The organism is Mesorhizobium sp. M1295, from assembly GCF_040318135.1.
Lineage (GTDB): Bacteria > Pseudomonadota > Alphaproteobacteria > Rhizobiales > Rhizobiaceae > Mesorhizobium.
On sequence record NZ_JAMYLU010000001.1, the window covers coordinates 373,599 to 390,083 of the forward strand.

At 62.3% G+C, this 16,485-nt stretch carries 16 protein-coding genes; 4 read left to right on the forward strand and 12 right to left on the reverse strand.

Annotation, left to right across the window (positions count from 1 at the left end; all coding sequences use genetic code 11):
* Positions 1-175 precede the first annotated feature (175 nt).
* From mmsB to NKH29_RS01765, 3 genes are read right to left on the reverse strand one after another with little or no spacing between them, the layout of a single operon-like run.
* Positions 176-1,060, reverse strand: coding sequence for a 3-hydroxyisobutyrate dehydrogenase (mmsB, locus tag NKH29_RS01755; protein WP_352484536.1), 885 nt, complete (start codon positions 1,058-1,060; stop codon positions 176-178).
* A 55-nt stretch (positions 1,061-1,115) separates the two neighbouring features.
* Positions 1,116-1,484 (reverse strand): four helix bundle protein, encoded by a 369-nt coding sequence (locus NKH29_RS01760; RefSeq protein WP_352484537.1) that lies wholly within the window; start codon positions 1,482-1,484, stop codon positions 1,116-1,118.
* Between the two features lie 37 nt (positions 1,485-1,521).
* A complete protein-coding gene (locus tag NKH29_RS01765; RefSeq protein WP_352484186.1) occupies positions 1,522-2,688 on the reverse strand; it encodes an isobutyryl-CoA dehydrogenase in 1,167 nt (388 codons plus the stop codon).
* A gap of 151 nt (positions 2,689-2,839) precedes the next feature.
* Between NKH29_RS01765 and NKH29_RS01770 the strand changes: the two genes are divergently transcribed.
* Positions 2,840-3,454 carry a dimethylsulfonioproprionate lyase family protein gene (locus tag NKH29_RS01770; protein ID WP_023719960.1) on the forward strand — a complete coding sequence of 205 codons (615 nt, stop codon included), beginning with the start codon at positions 2,840-2,842 and terminating at the stop codon, positions 3,452-3,454.
* A 1-nt stretch (position 3,455) separates the two neighbouring features.
* Complete coding sequence (locus NKH29_RS01775) at positions 3,456-4,925, forward strand: cobyric acid synthase (protein ID WP_352998875.1); 1,470 nt, start codon at positions 3,456-3,458, stop codon at positions 4,923-4,925.
* On the opposite strand, the gene NKH29_RS01780 is transcribed toward NKH29_RS01775, so the two are convergent.
* The 3 genes from NKH29_RS01780 to NKH29_RS01790 form a co-directional block, all read right to left on the reverse strand.
* Positions 4,922-5,344, reverse strand: a complete 423-nt coding sequence (locus NKH29_RS01780; RefSeq protein WP_352640468.1) for a VOC family protein — start codon at positions 5,342-5,344, stop codon at positions 4,922-4,924. The genes NKH29_RS01775 and NKH29_RS01780 overlap by 4 nt on opposite strands.
* Before the next feature lie 73 nt (positions 5,345-5,417).
* Positions 5,418-6,245 (reverse strand): helix-turn-helix domain-containing protein, encoded by an 828-nt coding sequence (locus NKH29_RS01785; RefSeq protein ID WP_352640467.1) that lies wholly within the window; start codon positions 6,243-6,245, stop codon positions 5,418-5,420.
* A gap of 110 nt (positions 6,246-6,355) precedes the next feature.
* Complete coding sequence (locus NKH29_RS01790) at positions 6,356-6,526, reverse strand: hypothetical protein (protein ID WP_023676480.1); 171 nt, start codon at positions 6,524-6,526, stop codon at positions 6,356-6,358.
* Between the two features lie 509 nt (positions 6,527-7,035).
* Between NKH29_RS01790 and NKH29_RS01795 the strand changes: the two genes are divergently transcribed.
* Complete coding sequence (locus tag NKH29_RS01795) at positions 7,036-7,467, forward strand: tellurite resistance TerB family protein (protein WP_023719964.1); 432 nt, start codon at positions 7,036-7,038, stop codon at positions 7,465-7,467.
* Between the two features lie 821 nt (positions 7,468-8,288).
* Here the strand turns inward: NKH29_RS01795 and NKH29_RS01800 are convergent.
* The 6 genes from NKH29_RS01800 to NKH29_RS01825 all read right to left on the reverse strand — a co-directional run bounded on the left by NKH29_RS01800 (position 8,289) and on the right by NKH29_RS01825 (position 15,730).
* Positions 8,289-8,933 carry a CPBP family intramembrane glutamic endopeptidase gene (locus NKH29_RS01800; protein ID WP_352998877.1) on the reverse strand — a complete coding sequence of 215 codons (645 nt, stop codon included), beginning with the start codon at positions 8,931-8,933 and terminating at the stop codon, positions 8,289-8,291.
* Between the two features lie 222 nt (positions 8,934-9,155).
* Positions 9,156-10,778 (reverse strand): ABC transporter ATP-binding protein, encoded by a 1,623-nt coding sequence (locus NKH29_RS01805; RefSeq protein ID WP_352998878.1) that lies wholly within the window; start codon positions 10,776-10,778, stop codon positions 9,156-9,158.
* A complete protein-coding gene (locus tag NKH29_RS01810; protein ID WP_352998880.1) occupies positions 10,775-11,644 on the reverse strand; it encodes an ABC transporter permease in 870 nt (289 codons plus the stop codon). The genes NKH29_RS01805 and NKH29_RS01810 overlap by 4 nt, the downstream gene beginning before the upstream one ends.
* Positions 11,641-12,588, reverse strand: a complete 948-nt coding sequence (locus NKH29_RS01815; RefSeq protein WP_352961663.1) for an ABC transporter permease — start codon at positions 12,586-12,588, stop codon at positions 11,641-11,643. Before NKH29_RS01815 ends, NKH29_RS01810 begins: the two co-directional genes overlap by 4 nt.
* A gap of 243 nt (positions 12,589-12,831) precedes the next feature.
* A complete protein-coding gene (locus NKH29_RS01820) occupies positions 12,832-14,310 on the reverse strand; it encodes an ABC transporter substrate-binding protein (protein WP_352998882.1) in 1,479 nt (492 codons plus the stop codon).
* A gap of 130 nt (positions 14,311-14,440) precedes the next feature.
* Positions 14,441-15,730 (reverse strand): acetylornithine deacetylase/succinyl-diaminopimelate desuccinylase family protein, encoded by a 1,290-nt coding sequence (locus NKH29_RS01825; protein WP_352640464.1) that lies wholly within the window; start codon positions 15,728-15,730, stop codon positions 14,441-14,443.
* 222 nt (positions 15,731-15,952) lie between these two features.
* On the opposite strand from NKH29_RS01825, the gene NKH29_RS01830 reads away from it, so the two are divergent.
* Positions 15,953-16,381 (forward strand): L,D-transpeptidase, encoded by a 429-nt coding sequence (locus NKH29_RS01830; protein WP_023719972.1) that lies wholly within the window; start codon positions 15,953-15,955, stop codon positions 16,379-16,381.
* The last annotated feature ends 104 nt before the right edge of the window (positions 16,382-16,485 follow it).

The window sequence follows — 16,485 nt, forward strand, 5'->3', positions numbered from 1 at the left end:
TACGGCGAAACTTACGGGCTCCGGTACGCGAGACCTGATCCGGAGCGCCGGGCGGATGTCCGCCTCGCAATCCGTTTTAAACGCACATCGTTACTGCAGGGTTAGCAAGAGCTTAAGCAAACCTAAATTTGCCGACTTTCCGCTTTGGGCAGATCGAAAACTATGAAATTTGACCTTACGCAGGGTCACCGCGCAGGAAATTGATGATGCCGGAAAAATCCGCGCCGGCATTGCCTTGTGCGTTGAACAGCGCATAAAGCTGGGCTGCCTCGGCGCCGAGCGGCGTTGCCGCACCGACGCTCTGTGCGGCCTCCTGCGACAGTTTCAGGTCCTTCAGCATCAGTGCCGCTGCAAACCCGGGCTTATAGCCATTGTTGGCGGGCGATGTCGGCACAGGGCCGGGCACCGGGCAGTAAGTGGTCAGCGACCAGCACTGGCCGGACGAGGTCGAGGCGACGTCGAACAGCGCCTGGTGCGACAGGCCGAGCTTTTCCGCCAGCACGAAGGCCTCGGCAACGCCGATCATCGAAATGCCCAAAATCATGTTGTTGCAGATCTTCGCCGCCTGCCCGGCGCCGTCGTCGCCGCAATGAACGATGCGGCCGGCCATTGGCTTGAGGATCGGTTCGGCCTTGGCGAAGGCGTCCTTCGAACCGCCGGCCATGAAGGTCAGCGTGCCGGCCGCCGCACCGCCCGTCCCGCCGGAGACCGGCGCGTCGATCGTCAGCAATCCGTGCTTGGCCGCGGTGGCATGGGCCTTTCGCGCCGACTCGACGTCGATGGTCGAGGAATCGATGAACAACGCGCCTTTTTTCGCCTTGGCCGCGATGTCTGCGTAAACCGACAGCACATGCTTGCCGGCCGGCAGCATGGTGATGACCGCATCGGCATCCTTTACCGCCGCAACGGCATTGGCCATGATGACGACGCCGTGCTCCCTGGCGATGACGAGGTTTTCCGGCACCAGGTCGAAGCCGTGCACGGCATACCCGGCCTTGACCAGGTTGGCGGCCATCGGATTTCCCATATTGCCGAGGCCGATGAAGGCGATGGTGGTCATAATGGCACTCCGCGGTTTGGGTAAGGCAGGCAGTAGGCAGTAGGCAGTAGGCGACCTACTCGGGCGCAAGTTTGCTAATAAGTTGGCGAAGCATTTTTCCGATGCCCTCGGTCGCTAACAGTACGTGATAAGCTTGGTCATGCGTGGCAAGGCCAATGCGTTCAGCGATCTCAAGGTGTGTCTCGAACTCCTTCAACGATCCTTGGGCTATCCTGAGAAATTGCTGATAGGAGCCTCTGTTGTCTCGACCATGACCTTCCGCGATGTTTGCAGGAATAGAGGTTGCTGAGCGGCGAATTTGGCTGGTCAACCCATACAATTCTTCTTTTGGCCATGCCTTGGTCAAGGAGTAGGTGGTGACGGCCAGATCCATCGCCTGCTGCCATACGATAAGATCCTTGTACGAATTGATCTTGCCGGTCATCTTCCTGCCTACTGCCTACTGCCTACTGCCTACTGCCTTACCGTACGATCAGCGCGCGAGCGATGATGACGCGCATGATCTCGTTGGTGCCTTCGAGGATCTGGTGGACGCGCAGATCCCGTACCAGCTTCTCGATGCCGTAATCGTGCAGATAGCCATAGCCGCCATGCAACTGCAGGGCGTCATTGGCGACGTTGAAGCCGGTGTCGGTGACGAAGCGCTTGGCCATTGCCGACCATTTTCCGGCATCCGGCGCCTTGCGGTCGAGCTTCGAGGCGGCGGTGTAGAGGAAGATGCGCGCTGCCTGCAGTTCGGTCTCCATGTCGGCGAGTTTGAACTGCAGCGCCTGGAATTGGTTGATCTTCGAGCCGAAGGCCTTGCGCTCGGCGGTGTAGGCGAGAGCCTTGTCGAGCGCCGATTGCGCGCCGCCGAGCGAACAGGCGGCGATGTTCAAGCGGCCGCCGTCGAGCCCGGCCATGGCGATGCCGAAGCCGGCGCCTTCTGCCGACAAAAGGTTTTCCGCCGGCACCTTGCAGTCCTCGAAGACGACCTGGCGGGTCGACTGCATGTGCCAGCCCATCTTGTGTTCGTTGGCGCCGAAGGAAAGGCCGGGCGCATCGTTCGACACGACGAAGGTGGAAATGCCTTTCGGCCCGTCGGCGCCGGTGCGCGCCATGACGACATAGAGGTCGCTGTCGCCGGCACCGGAGATGAACTGCTTGGCGCCGTTCAGCACATAGTCACTGCCGCTTTTGACCGCGCGCGTCTTCAGCGCCGCCGCATCCGAGCCCGAGCCCGGCTCGGTCAGGCAGTAGCTTGCCAGCCATTCCATCGAGGTCAGTTTGGGCAGGAAGCGCCGGCGCTGCTCGTCGCTGCCGAAGCGGTCGATCATCGATGCTGCCATGTTGTGGATCGAGATGAAGGCGGAAAACGCCGGATCGGCACGCGAAAGCGCCTCGAAGATCAGCACGGCGTCGAGCCGGCCGAGCCCCGAGCCGCCGACATCGTCGCGGACATAGATGCCGCCAAGGCCGAGCGGGCCGGTCTCGCGGATCACGTCGGCGGGGAAATATTTGTTGCGATCCCAGTCGAGTGCGTTCGGCGCCACACGATCGGCGGCGAAGGCCTCGGCCATCTCTTGGATGGCGCGCTGGTCCTCGTTGAGTTCGAACTGGCTGGTGCCCGCATCGACAGCGGCGTCCATGGCGTGCTCCCTGATGTTTCCGGCCTGCTGGCCTGTCGTTTTTGGCTTTGCGCGCCGTCCAATCTAGACCAATGATGCCGCCGCGCAACCCGACCGTCTCGATCCAACTATCTGGGCAGCCGCTGTGTGCGAATGCGCTTTGGAGCAAAGTGTGACGACAAATTTCGACGAACTGCTTGGACGCTTCCATGCCTATCTCCAGACGTTCGATGATGCGCTGGTGCGCGACGCCGTGGCCCGAATCGGCTGGGACATGCCAAGCCGGCCGCTCGAACCGCATGCACTGCCTTGTCTCGTCCTGCTCGACCGTATCGTCGAACTCGCTCCCGCTGCGGCCAAGCCGCTGGTTCGGCTGGTTGCGGAGCGTCGCGGCGATCTGCACTGGGGCCAGACCTACAGCGAGGCGGATTTCGGCAAGACATTCATCGACAACTACGGCTGGCTGGAGGTATTCGGCACGCGCGGTCATTTCGTCAATGAAGAGGTCGCGGCCGGCCTGCTGATCCTTGGGCCCGACATCGTCTACCCCGATCACCACCATGTCGCGGAGGAGATCTACGTCCCGCTTACCGGCGGCACCGAATGGCGCATGGGCGATGGCGGTTTTCGCCTTCGAGCGGCGGGCGAGGTGATCCACCATGCCTCTGACGTCAGCCACGCCATGCGCACCGGCAAGGAGCCACTGATGGCGCTCTATCTCTGGCGCGGCGGGCCACTGGCAGCCAAGTCGACGATCACCGGAACCGTTGCGCAGGGCAGGGACTGATATGGCCAAGGCGATCATGCTGCAGGGCACGGGTTCGGATGTCGGCAAGACGGTGCTCGTCGCCGGTCTTTGCCGCGCGGCGAAGAAGCGCGGCTTGAAAGTGCGGCCGTTCAAGCCGCAGAACATGTCGAACAACGCGGCTGTCGCCGATATTCCAGGCGTTTCAGGTGGCGGTGAGATCGGCCGCGCCCAATGGCTGCAGGCGATCGCCTGCGGCGTGCCGCCCACCATCCACATGAACCCGGTGCTGCTCAAGCCGCAGACCGATGTCGGCGCTCAAATCGTCGTGCAGGGCAAGGTGTTCGGCGAGGCGCGGGCGCGCGACTACCAGGCGCTGAAGGGCCGGCTTATGGATGCGGTGCTGGACTCTTGGGCAAAGGTCGGCGAGGGCGCCGATCTGGTCATTGTCGAGGGCGCCGGCTCGCCGGCCGAGATCAATCTCAGGAGCCGTGACATTGCCAATATGGGCTTTGCGACGCGCGCCGGCGTGCCGGTGATCCTGGTCGGCGATATCGATCGCGGCGGCGTCATCGCCTCGATCGCCGGCACCCATCTGATCCTGCCGGACGAGGATCGGCGAATGATCGTCGGCTATCTCATCAATAAGTTCCGTGGCGATGTCTCGCTGTTCGATGACGGCATCGAGGCGATCGAAAAGTTCACCGGCTGGCGCTGTTTTGGCGTCGTGCCGTGGCTGAAGGCGGCGGCGCGGCTGCCGTCGGAGGATTCCGTCGTGCTCGATCGGTTGGCGTCCGGCGAGAAGCGCGCGCTGAAGATCGCCGTGCCGATGCTCTCGCGCATCGCCAATTTCGACGACCTCGACCCGCTCAAGGCCGAACCGCAGGTCGAGGTGGTGTTCGTGCCGCCTGGCCAGCGCTGGCCGCAGGATGCGGGTCTGGTGGTCATTCCCGGCTCGAAGTCGACGATCGGCGATCTCGTGAAATTCCGCGAGAACGGCTGGGACCGCGACCTTGCCGCGCACAGGAAACGCGGTGGCCACATCGTCGGCATTTGCGGCGGCTTCCAGATGCTCGGCCATAGCGTGCGCGATCCAGACGGCATCGAGGGCAGCGTTACCGAGACGCAAGGCCTCGGCCTGCTCAACGTCGAAACGGTGATGGAGCCGGAAAAGACAGTGCGCAATGTCAGCGCGCGCTCGGTGCCGTTCGATCTGCCGCTCGAGGGCTATGAAATCCATCTCGGCCGCACCACCGGTCCGGACACGCTGCGGCCATCCGCCGTTATCAACGGCGTCGATGACGGCGCCATCTCCGCCGACGGCAAGGTGTCAGGCACCTACATGCACGGGCTGTTTTCCGCCGACGCCTTCCGGGCGAAATTCCTCGAAAGCCTCGGCGTCAAGGGCGGCGGCATCGACTACCGCGCCGAGGTCGAACGGGCACTGGACGAGATCGCAGCCGAACTGGAAACCCACCTCGACTGCGACGCGATTTTCGGGCTGGCGCGTTAGCTGGCGGCTTCGTCAGCCTTCGGCCAGTAGGTGCCGAACGACCAGACATTGCCTTCCGGATCGCGGCAGATGAATTCGCGGCTGCCATAGTCGCGGTCGGTGAGCTCTTCCAGAATCTCGGCGCCGGCGGTTTTTGCCCGAGCGTATGCCGCGTCGGCGTCAGCGACCGCGACATAGATCGACTTGCCGCCGCCCGAGCCGGGCGCGCCGACCATCTTTCCATAGGCATCGTCGCGGGCCGTGCCGAGCATGATGATCGAGGAGCCGAATGCGAGTTCGGCATGGTGCACCACGTCGCCTTCGCCATAGCGGGCGCGGACGCTGAAGCCGAAGGCCTCGCATAGCCAGTCGATCATTTTGCCGGCATTTCTGTAGCGCAGCGCCGGGTAAAGCCGCGGTGCTTCGGTGGTGTTCGGCATGGCTGATCTCCTTCGCTGTGTTGGTCGATCAACCCAGTCTGGGCGAAGGCCGGTCGCGCGTCTTGAAGAAATGTTACCTCACGGCGACAGTCGTCGGCGTGACGCCTGCGAGGTCGCGAAACTCGCGCACCAGATGCGCCTGGTCGGCATAGCCGCAGTCGGCGGCGATGTCGGCCCAATCGCTGTTGGCCTTTCTCGACAGGCAAAGCGCGTGGTTGAAGCGGACGATGCGCGAGAGCGTCTTGGGTCCAACGCCGACCGCGTCCGAAAATTTTCCGGCGAGATGCTTGCGGCTCCAGCCAAGCTTTTCGGCCAGCGTCGAGATGCGGGTCCGACCACTCGTCGAGACGATCGTCTCATAGGCCCAGACAATTTCGGCTTGAGTGCCGTCTGTGGTTGCCAACCGGTCGGCGACGAAGGCCTCGGCGATGGCAAAGCGTGAGCTCCAATCCGGCGCATTGCCAAGCCTTTCGCGAAGCGCGACGCCTCCAGCGCCGAGCACGTCATCCAGGCCGACCATGCGGTCGGTCAGTTCGCTCATCGGCCGGCCGAAGAAGCGACGAGCGCCAAGCGGGGTGAAATTGATCTGCACACAACAGGCGCCGCCGAAGGATTCGATCACCACCGGCCCGGCGTAGAGGCCGGCGGCAAAACTGGCGAAGCGGTCATTGTCGCCGGGGTCCCTGCCGAGCCCGATGGCAAAGGGTTCGGCAAAGCTGATGACCAGCGGCACGGTCAGCGAGGCATATTCGATGGCGCGGAAATGGCCTGGCATGGTTTCGCGAAAGCCGCATATGTCGGTGACGGCGCCCTGAAGCCGATGACTGGGCGCGCGCCGCACCATCTCGAACCGATCGAGCCCTGGGCCGTCGTGGCGGCTGCCGTCTTCGCTGGCGGGCATGTGCTTTCCCTCGTCCAGGAATTCTAACAGACCATCCTGCAGAATCAAAAGCGCCCCGCGTGTGGCCGGGCGCTCCGAGTTGCCTGAGATTCTGAATTGTCTGGACGTGTTTAAGCGCCGCGCATCAGGCAGCCGGCGGCCAGCACGATGTAGGCGATGACGACAATCCACGCGGCATTCAAAGGGATGAACGCAAGAACGCCAAGCGCGGCGAGAACGCCGATGATGGCGATGACAAGGGATATGATGAAAATAAGCTGGGTAGGCGCACTGAGATTCATGTTCGGTCCCTCCTCAACATGATTCGTACAACGGCATACTATCAGTCGCGCGGTCACACACCAATGAGCGCAGCGGGCTTGCCGGATTGGCCGGCAGTTTTATGGGAGTGGCCAGAACGGTGCCGCGAGTTCGATCACGAAGGGCAATCGCTTCAGACGAATGACAGTTTCCAAATTGTGGCGGAGACCACCAATTGTCGATGTCGCCGCCGCCCCTCATTGCCCTGCCGGGCATTTCTCCCCGTATAGTGACGGGGAGAAAGGGCTGGTCGCAACGTCGGCGCCTTTTCTTGCAGCGTCTGCGATTGGCGAAACCGGTGACGAGAGCGCCCTCTCCCCGTCACTAAACGGGGAGAGGATGCCGGCAGGCAGGTGAGGGGCAGCGCCAACGCCCTAAAGGGGTGAGGAGACGAATTCAAAACCTGAAGCGATTGCCCAGTTCCACCCTTCGCACCCCGTTTGCGCAAAGCCGATTCCGCGCTACCTTCCCGACGAATCGGAAGGGGCTGATGGCGATGGGATTGCTGGACCAGATACGCTCGATCTTCGACGGCGATCCCGGCGTGCGCAAGGTCGCAGACGATCCGGTGCTGTCGGCGGAACTGCTGATGCTGTTCCGCATGATCCTGGCCGACGGATCGGTCAGCGAAAGCGAAATGACAGCCTTCAGGCGTATCTGCCGGGAAGCCTTCGGCATTCCCGAAACCAGCATCGACAGCGTTATCGAATATCTCAACGAGTTCGGCTACGAGACCAACAGCTCGCAGGCCATCGCTCAGTTTCGCGACCTCGACATCGAACGGCGCAAGCTGCTCGCCCGCCATATGGCCGAGATCGCCAAGGCCGATTCGCAACTTGCCGGGAGCGAGATGCAGCTGTTACGCCGCACCCTCGACCTGCTCGAAATCAGCCCTGCCGATGTGGTAAAGCCGCAAGGCTGAGGCATCGGCTGACTACGATTGCCGACGTTCTGAACGTCATTTTGTCTGAGCCGATGGTTGCATCCTGCTGCCCACTCGCAGCATCGACGCCTATCTCCGTTTCAAGATTACCGGAAGGGACTGTCAGGAGTCTGTGCGCGGGGCCGGTTTCATCATTGGTTGACGAACCCTTCGCCGAAGAGGACAGTGAACAGGATAAAAGTGCACTGTCACTGCTATTCCGCTACTCCGTCATAGATATAGGACGAGGTGCCGAGGTCAGGATCGGGGCCGACAGCCGGTATGCGCCCGCAATCTTTTGTTTTAAGTTAAACTATCCACTATTCTGACACCGTCGGCGCCAATTAGTTAATCACCTTATTCTATAGCATTGTCTACTATGATTATGTTGTCCGCGCCATCATAGACAAAGCTCTCCGGAGAAGGGCCGTGCTCAACTACTCTTGATATGCGAATCTCAGATCTGTCAGAGAATATAATGGAAACCCACTGGGAGTCGGTGACAACGTCAATAATATTGATAGACTCCATGTATGCTCGGATAGAGCATGAAATTTTGGTGTTTACTGCGATGGAACCTCTCTCAAATGCGATCATGATACTGCCGTTTTGGTACTTAATGGATCGAAATTCTTTTCCAATGAGATTTTCCTTTAGGTAGTCCATATGACGTTTATCCTATCGCGTTCAGTTTGGAATATGTGCGAATTGATGTTCCCTTGAACTCGCCCCCCGGGAGGTACCAAAAGTTGGCCCCGGTGTAAGGGTTCGAGATTGTCTGGCAGGACTTGAATTGCCCGGGTTTGTCGCGTTCATCATTCTCAGATTCGTCGTTTCCTTGGTCCGGCAGCTTTGCTCCGCGTTGCGTCAAGCGCTTCACTTCGTGCGGCATTCATGCAAGCCCGAATGCCAGGACAAGGAAGCCCATCGCTCCGAACCCCGGCGTGGATGACGATCCCGGCCCATGTGCTGCGACGCCGCTGGACGATGTAGGGCAGCAGCAACGTGATCGGCACAAGGGTCGACAGGACTTGCCAGGGGAAGGCAGCGTGGAACAGCAACCACATTATCCCGTTGACCAGCCACGCCCACCCCCCGAAGGCAACCTCTTGCCGCGGCAGTGCGACACCCCGCCAGACAAACTCTTCCCCAGCGATGTTCAGTGCAAAAAACGGCAGCCACGCGCCGAGAATCCAGTACCGCCCAGGACCTAGTGGCTCGAAAGCCATGAACGAGGGATGAAGAGTCTTCCCGTCTTGCAGCATCCGGAGCGCGGCGCTGATGCCGCCGGTCAGCACGCCGACGGCCGCCAGCCCTCCAACAGCCCATAGCCAGTCGCCGCCATTCATAGTGCGAAGCCACAGCCGCGCGCCCCACGGCACCAGCCTTCCTTGACGCCGCTCTCGATGCAATAGCAGGGCAGCCGTGAGAATCAGGGGGCCAAAAAGGATGATGCTTGCGGCCAAGAACCACATCACCACAGTCTCAGCCCGCTAGCGGAGACAAACGCTGGGACGGCTACCCGCGTGACCAGGAACAGCAGCAGAGCACCCGCCCCGAACAGCGCAGCAGAGCCGCCCAGGCCCAGTGGAGGAGGCTCAGGCCCTTCGCGCGTTTCAGAACTGTTGGCTGTCAATAGCCGTTCTCCCGCCCGTGCGCCCAACGAATTAGCCGTGCCACGAAGCTGCTCACCCCTGTTCTTGCAGCCGTTTCGCAATTGCCCGATGCAAATCGGGAGCGGCGGCGACCAACGCCTTGGCGGCTTCGGATTGCGGGTGGTCGAGCACTTCGCTCGTCCTGCCGCGCTCGACGATCTTGCCGTCATGCATGACCATCACTTCGTCGGTGATGGCGCGGGCGACGGTCAGATCATGGGTGATGAACAGATAGGCGATGCCGAGCTTCTGGTTGAGCTCGGCGAACAGATCGAGGATCTGGGCGCGGATCGAGACATCGAGCGCCGAGACCGGCTCGTCGGCGACGATCAGCTTCGGCCGGGTGATGATGGCGCGGGCGATCGACAGGCGCTGGCGCTGGCCGCCCGAAAACTCGTGCGGATATTTGTCCATGTCTTTAGGCGACAGGCCGACCTCGTGCAGCGCATGCGCCACCATTTCGCGCCGCGCGGCGGGCGCCGGCTTCTTCTCCAGCACATGCAGCGGCTCGGCCACCAATCTCTCGACCTTCTGGCGTGGGTCGAACGAACCATACGGGTCCTGGAACACGACCTGCATGTCGCGCCGCGCCGGCTTCAGCTCCGCCTCGCTCTTGCCGGTGAGGGTGTCGCCACGGAAGCGGATCCTACCGGCCGTCGGCTTGTCCAGCGCCAGGACCATGCGGGCGAGCGTCGACTTGCCGCAGCCGGAGCGCCCCACGAGCGCCACCGACTGGCCGGGCGCCATCGAGAAGGAGACATCGTCGACGGCGCGGATGGGAGCTGCCGGTTTCAACAGCGATATGCGCCGTCCGGGATAGTCCCGCGTTACGTTCGCTACCTGAAGCAGCGGTTTGGCTGATCCGCTGTCATGCGTGCGGGCTCGCGCCGGCAAATGCATCGAGGCCTGCGCCAGTTGGCGCGTGTAGGGGTGAAGCTGTTCGGATAGCGTGCGGGCCGTGTCGCCGGCCTCCATCACCTCGCCATGGCGCAGGATGGTGATGCGGTCCGCCATCTCCGTCACCACGGCGAGGTCGTGCGAGATGAGCAGAAGACCCATGCGGTTTTCCGCTACGAGGTCGCGCAGAAGGTCGAGGATCTGCGCCTGCAGCACCACGTCGAGCGCGGTCGTCGGCTCGTCGGCAATCAGCAGCTTGGGTTTCAGCGCACAGGCAATGGCAATGACGACGCGTTGGCGCTGGCCGCCGGAGAGTTCGTGCGGATAACGCGACAGCGGGAATTGTGCTGCCGGCAGGCCGACCCGGTCGAGCATTTTTCGCGCCCGTTCCTCGGCGTCGGCGCGGCTTGTCCTGGTGTGCCAGCGAATACCCTCGGCGACCTGCTCGCCGATGGTCTTGACCGGATTGAGCGCCGTCATCGGCTCCTGGAACACCATGCCGATATCGTCGCCGCGCAGCGCGCACATCTGGTCCTCGCTGGCGGCAAGGATGTCGATGCCGTCGAAGGTGATGCGTCCGCTGGTGTGCGCCGCCCAGGGCAGAAGCTGCATGACGGTGAGCGCCGTCATCGACTTGCCGGAGCCGGATTCGCCAACGAGCCCCATCACTTCGCCCGGCGCGACGGAAAGTTCGATGTCTCTGAGGATACGGGTGCTGCCGATGGTCAGCGACAGCTTGTCGATTTCGAGCAGGCTCATCGCTGCCGCCGCGATTTCGGATCGAGAATGTCGGCAATGCCGTCGCCAAGCAGGTTCAGGCCAAGCACGGTGACGACGATCGCCATGCCCGGAAAGATCGCCATCCAGGGCGCCACCACCATGCGGGTTTGGGCGTCGAACAGCATGCGGCCCCAGCTCGGCATCGGCGGCTGGGTGCCCAGCCCGACATAGGAAAGCCCGGCTTCGGCCAATATGCCCAGCGCGAACTGGATGGTGCCTTGCACCAGCAGCAGCGTGGCGATGTTGGGCAGCACATGTTCGATGCTGATCAGCGTCCTGCTTTTGCCGGCGGCGCGGGCGGCGAGGATGAATTCGCGCGGCCAGATCGCCAGGGCGCCGGCCCGGGCGACGCGCGCGAACACCGGGACGTTGAAGATGCCGATGGCGATGATGGCGTTGAACGCGCCCGGCCCGAAGATGGCGGTGATCATGATTGCCGAAAGCAGCGCCGGAAAGGCGAAGACCAGGTCGTTCAGCCGCATCAGCACGTCGTCGGCGATGCCGCCGCGCGCCGCGGCAAAGGCGCCGAGCGGCACGCCGATGCCCATGCCGATGCCGACCGCCACCAGCGCCACGGCGATCGAGTTGCGGGCGCCGACCATGATCATCGACAGGATGTCGCGACCGAAATGGTCGGTGCCGAACCAGTGCGCCAGCGATGGCGCCTGGGTCTTGTCGGAAATGACCAGCCTGGTGACATCGTAAGGCGTCCAGAAGAAGGAGAGGATCGCGACCGCAGCCACCAGCGCGGTGATGACGAAGCCGGCGAGGAACGAACGGTTTCGAAACGCCTTGGCCAGGATGCCGGCAAGGTTCTCGTCGGGGATGTCGATGTGCAGCGTCATTGCCGGCCTCTCAGGCGCGGATCGACCACCGCATAGGAGAGATCGACAACGAAATTGACGACGATGACGGCGGCGACCAGCAGCATGACGACGCTCTCGACCACGATCAAGTCACGCTGGTTGATCGCCTGGAACACCAGCCGGCCGAGGCCGGGCAAGTAGAAGACGTTCTCGATGATGATGGTGCCGGCGAGCAGGAAGGCGAATTGCAGGCCTAGAATGGTGACCACCGGGAGCATGGCGTTGCGCAGTGCGTGCCGCCACAAGACAATACGATAGGGCAGGCCCTTGGCGCGGGCGGTGCGGATGTAGTCCTCGCTCAGCACTTCGATCAGCGCTGAACGGGTGACCCGGGCAAGGATCGCCGCCTGCGGCAGAGCGAGTGCGATTGCCGGCAGGAGCAGCGATTTCAGCGCCGGCCAGACGCCGGCGCTCCAGCCGGGAAAGCCGCCGCCAGGCACCAGCCGCAGCCAGACGGCGAAAAGATAGATCAGCATCAGCGCAAACCAGAAATTGGGCACGGCGACGCCAAGCTGGGCGGCGCCCATAGCGATCGTGTCGCCGGCCCGGCCGCTACGGCTGGCGGAAAACAGCCCGACCGGGATGGCAATGACGGTGGACAGCGCCAGCGCCATCAACGCTAGCGGCAGCGACACGACGAGGCGCTCGCGGACCAGATCGATGACCGGCACCGAATAGGTATAGGAACGGCCGAAATCGAGGCTCAGCAGCCCGCCGGCCCAATGCAGATAGCGCAGCACGACGGGAGCGTTGAGGCCCATCTGGTTGCGCAGCAATTCGATCTGGTCGGCGCTGGCGTTCAGGCCAAGCATCAGCCGTGCCGGGTCGCCGGGAATGATCTCCAGCACGGCAAAGACCACCATCGAGGCCAGAACCAGCGTGACGACGGCGATGGCGAGGCGCTTGAGGAGATAGGCGGTCATGAGGGGACCAGTGCGGACGCAAAGATCGGGCTAGGGTGTCGTTCCCGCCCACCCCCCTCTGTCCTGCCGGACATCTCCCCCTCAAGGGGGAAGATTGGCAGTTTCCACGCTGACACTGTCCTTGCAACGCTAGTGGTTAGCGAAAGCCGCGATGAGGGCTCAATCTCCCCCCTTGAGGGGGAGATGTCCGGCAGGACAGAGGGGGGTGTGACGGAGTGCAACTTTCGCCCTTCTGTCAGCGGCTCAATCCGTCCACTTCACCTTGGTCAGGTCGTTGGCCTGGATGGGGGCGTTTTCCCATAGGCCTTGCAGTTTGGCGTCCCAGACGCCGACCTTCGGCAATTCGTAGAGGAAGCCGACCACGGCGTCGTCGGCCAGGACCTTCTGCGCCTCGCCGAGCAGCGTCATGCGCTTGGCCTCGTCGGAGGTAAGGTTCAGCTCCTCGATGATCTTGTCGAAGGCCGGGTTGTCGTAGTTGAAATAATAGTCCTTGCGCGAATAGATATCGATGTCGTTGGGCTCGGTATGGGAAACGATGGTCAGGTCGTAATCCTTCTTGGTGAAGACCTGGTCCAGCCACTGCGCCCATTCGACCGGGATGATCTCGAGATCGATGCCGATTTCGCGAAGCTCGGAGGCGATGATCTCGCCGCCAAGCCGCGCATAGGAGGGCGGCGGCAGCTTCAGCGTCGCCTTGAAGCCATTCTCCAGGCCGGCTTCCTTCAGCAACTCCTTGGCCTTCTCCACATTGTGCGGATAGAGGCCGGTGAGGTCGACATAGGCTTTGCTGGCGGGCGACATGTGCGAGCCGATCGGCACGCCGAGGCCGGCCGAGGCGCCGTCGATGATCGCCTTGCGATCGAGCGCAAAGGAAATCGCCTGCCTGACCTGCAGCTTGTCGAAGGGCGGCTTCTTGTTGTTGATCGACAGGATGGTTTCGCCCTCGGTCGAGCCGATCACCACCTTGAAGCGCGGGTCGTCCTTGACCTGGGCGACACTGTCAGGATCGAAGAACGGAAAGGCCTGGATGTCGCCGGAAAGCAGCGCCGGAACGGCGGCGGCGGCGTCCGGAACGATGCGGAACTCGGCCTTGTCGAGGAACACCGGGGCGCCCCAGTAATTGTCCGACTTGACCAGCGTGATCGATGAGCCCTTGGCCCAGTTCTGGAACGTGAACGGGCCGGTGCCGATCGGTTTTTCCTTGTTGGTGTCGGCTGTCTCAGGCGCGACGATCACCGCGTCGCCCCAGCCCATATTGTAGAGGAACGAGCCTTGCGGGTTCTTCAGCGTGACCGTCACCGTCGCGGGATCGACGACCTCGACCTTGCCGATGGCGGCGAACAGGCCCTTTTGCGCGTTGACGGAATTGTCGGCGCGGGCACGATCGAGCGAGAATTTCACGTCGTCGGCGTTGAAGTCGCTGCCGTCATGGAATTTCACGCCTGTATGCAGCTTGAAAGTGTAGACCTTGCCGTCGTCGGAAATGCTCCAGCCTTCGGCGAGATCGGGCAGCACTTCGCCGTTCGGTCCGATGCGGGTCAGGCCCTCGAAGACATTGGCGTAGAGCACCTCGTCGATCGCAGCCGCGGCACCCGCGGTCGGATCGAGATGCGGGGGTTCGAGCGGAATGCCGATGACCAGGTCAGTTCGCGCGGCCATCGCCGAGGTTCCGGCGGCCAACGCCAGCGCCGCTGCGGCCAGAATGGTTTTCCACAATTTCATCGTGCAACTCCCCATATGCTAAAACACGTGCTGAAACCCGGCGGATAGAAGCGTGAATTCGCCGCCGAGTAAATTGCGTTTCGTACCGTCCGCCGCCGCCGGGAGGAATGTTTTTCCGCCCATGGCCGGATCATTGCGGGCCGGCCCCCCTCAGCAGAACGCCGAGGCCGATGGCCATCACCTTTGCCGAGTCCAACATATCGGCAATGCCGACCCATTCGTCGGGTCGGTGGGCAAGGTCGAGAATGCCCGGCCCATAAGCGATGCAGTCATAGATGTGGCCGATGCGGGCGACGTGTTTCTGGTCGTAGGTGCCGGGCGAGATCACGTAATCCGGCTCGCGGTCGAATATCTCCATGATGCCTTGCGCGACCGCCTTCACCACCGGTGCGTCGCGCTCGGTCATCAGCGGCAGCACTTCCATCAGATCGCGGATTTCGTAATCGAATTTCTTGCGCTCGCGCTTCAGCCGCTCGAGGATATCGATCACTTCGCTTTTGACCGTGCCGAGATCCTCTTCGAGCAGGAAACGGCGGTCGATGGTCAGCCGGCAGGAATCAGGCACGTTGGGCGAGGGCAGGCCGGGCCGGAAATCCTCCGTCTGGCCGCCATGGATCGAGTTGATGTTCATGGTCGAGCGTTTTGCGCCTTCGGGCACGACCGGCATGCGCGTCATTTTGCGGTCGAGCACCGGAAACAATTCGTCCTCGAAGGCCCGCAGCACGGCGCCCATATGGCGTACCGCATTGTCGCCGAGGAACGGCATCGAGCCGTGCGCGATCTCGCCTTTGGTCTCGATCTCCGCCCACCAGACGCCGCGATGGCCGAGGCAGATGCGGTCCTTGTTGAGCGGCTCGGGAATGATGACGTGGTCGACCTTCGGCCTGGAGAAATAGCCGAGCTTGGCCAGATGGGCGACGCCGCCAAAGCCGCCGGACTCCTCGTCGACCGTCCCCGAAATCTCGATGGCGCCGGGAAAATCGGGAAAGACCTCCATGAAGGCTTCAGCGGCGATGATCGAGGCGGCAAGCCCACCTTTCATGTCGCAGGCACCGCGGCCATAGACCTTGCCATCCCTGACGATGCCGGCGAACGGATCGAGGCTCCAGCCGTCGCCGGGCTCGACCACGTCGATATGCGAATTGAAGTGCACGCAAGCACCCGGCGCGCGGCCATCGAAGCGGGCGACGACGTTGACGCGCGGATAACGGTCAGTGTCGCCGGGCGTGCCTTCGGCACGGATGAATTCGATCTCAAAACCGCGCTTCTTCAGCCGCGCGCCGATAAATTCGGCACACGGCTGATAGGCTTCGCCGGGCGGGTTGATGGTCGGAAAGCGGATCAGATCCGCGGCCAGCGCAACCAGATCATCGGCTCGGTCATCGATCGCCTTGAGGAGCCGTTCGTTCGGTTCGTTCATTCGGCGAATTGAGCAGCGGATGAGGCGGTTTTGCAAGCCCGATGGCGAATTGCGAGGCGATTGCGTGTCGTTACGGCAACTATTGCGGGAAATCGTTCAAATTCGCTGCTTTGGATTGGTGAAATCGTCAGGGAGTAGGTGTTAGCTCGCTGGCTTGCCATCAAAATGCTGGAGAACAGCGTGAGGGCAGGCAGGCAAGGGGCATCAAAGGGGTTTGATCGCATGAAAAACACTGTTCTCATGGCAGCAGCATTGGTAGCGATGCTGTTCGGTTCGTCGTTCGAGGGCCGGGCGGCCAGCCTGGTCGCGAACATTGATATTTCCTCACAGACGATGACGGTAAGATACGGGCTTTCGTATTACCGGTGGAGCGTTTCCACCGCCCGCAAAGGCTACATCACGCCGCGCGGCAGCTATCGTCCGCAGCGGACGGCCAGGATGTGGTATTCGCGCAAATACGATATGTCGCCGATGCCCTATTCGGTGTTCTTCCGCGGCGGCTATGCCATCCACGGCACCGGTGCCGTCCGGCAATTGGGGCGCCCGGCATCGCATGGCTGTGTGCGCCTCCACCCCAGCAACGCCGCGGCCTTCTATTCGATGGTGCGCAAAGCCGGCTTCGGCAACACGCGGATCCTGGTGACGAATTAGGCCTGTCACTGGGCCCGAAAATAAAAAACCCGCCGGAGCGGCAGGTTCGTCGGCGCCAAGTAGCACCATACCGAAGTTAGTAGCATAGCTGCCGGCACAAAGCA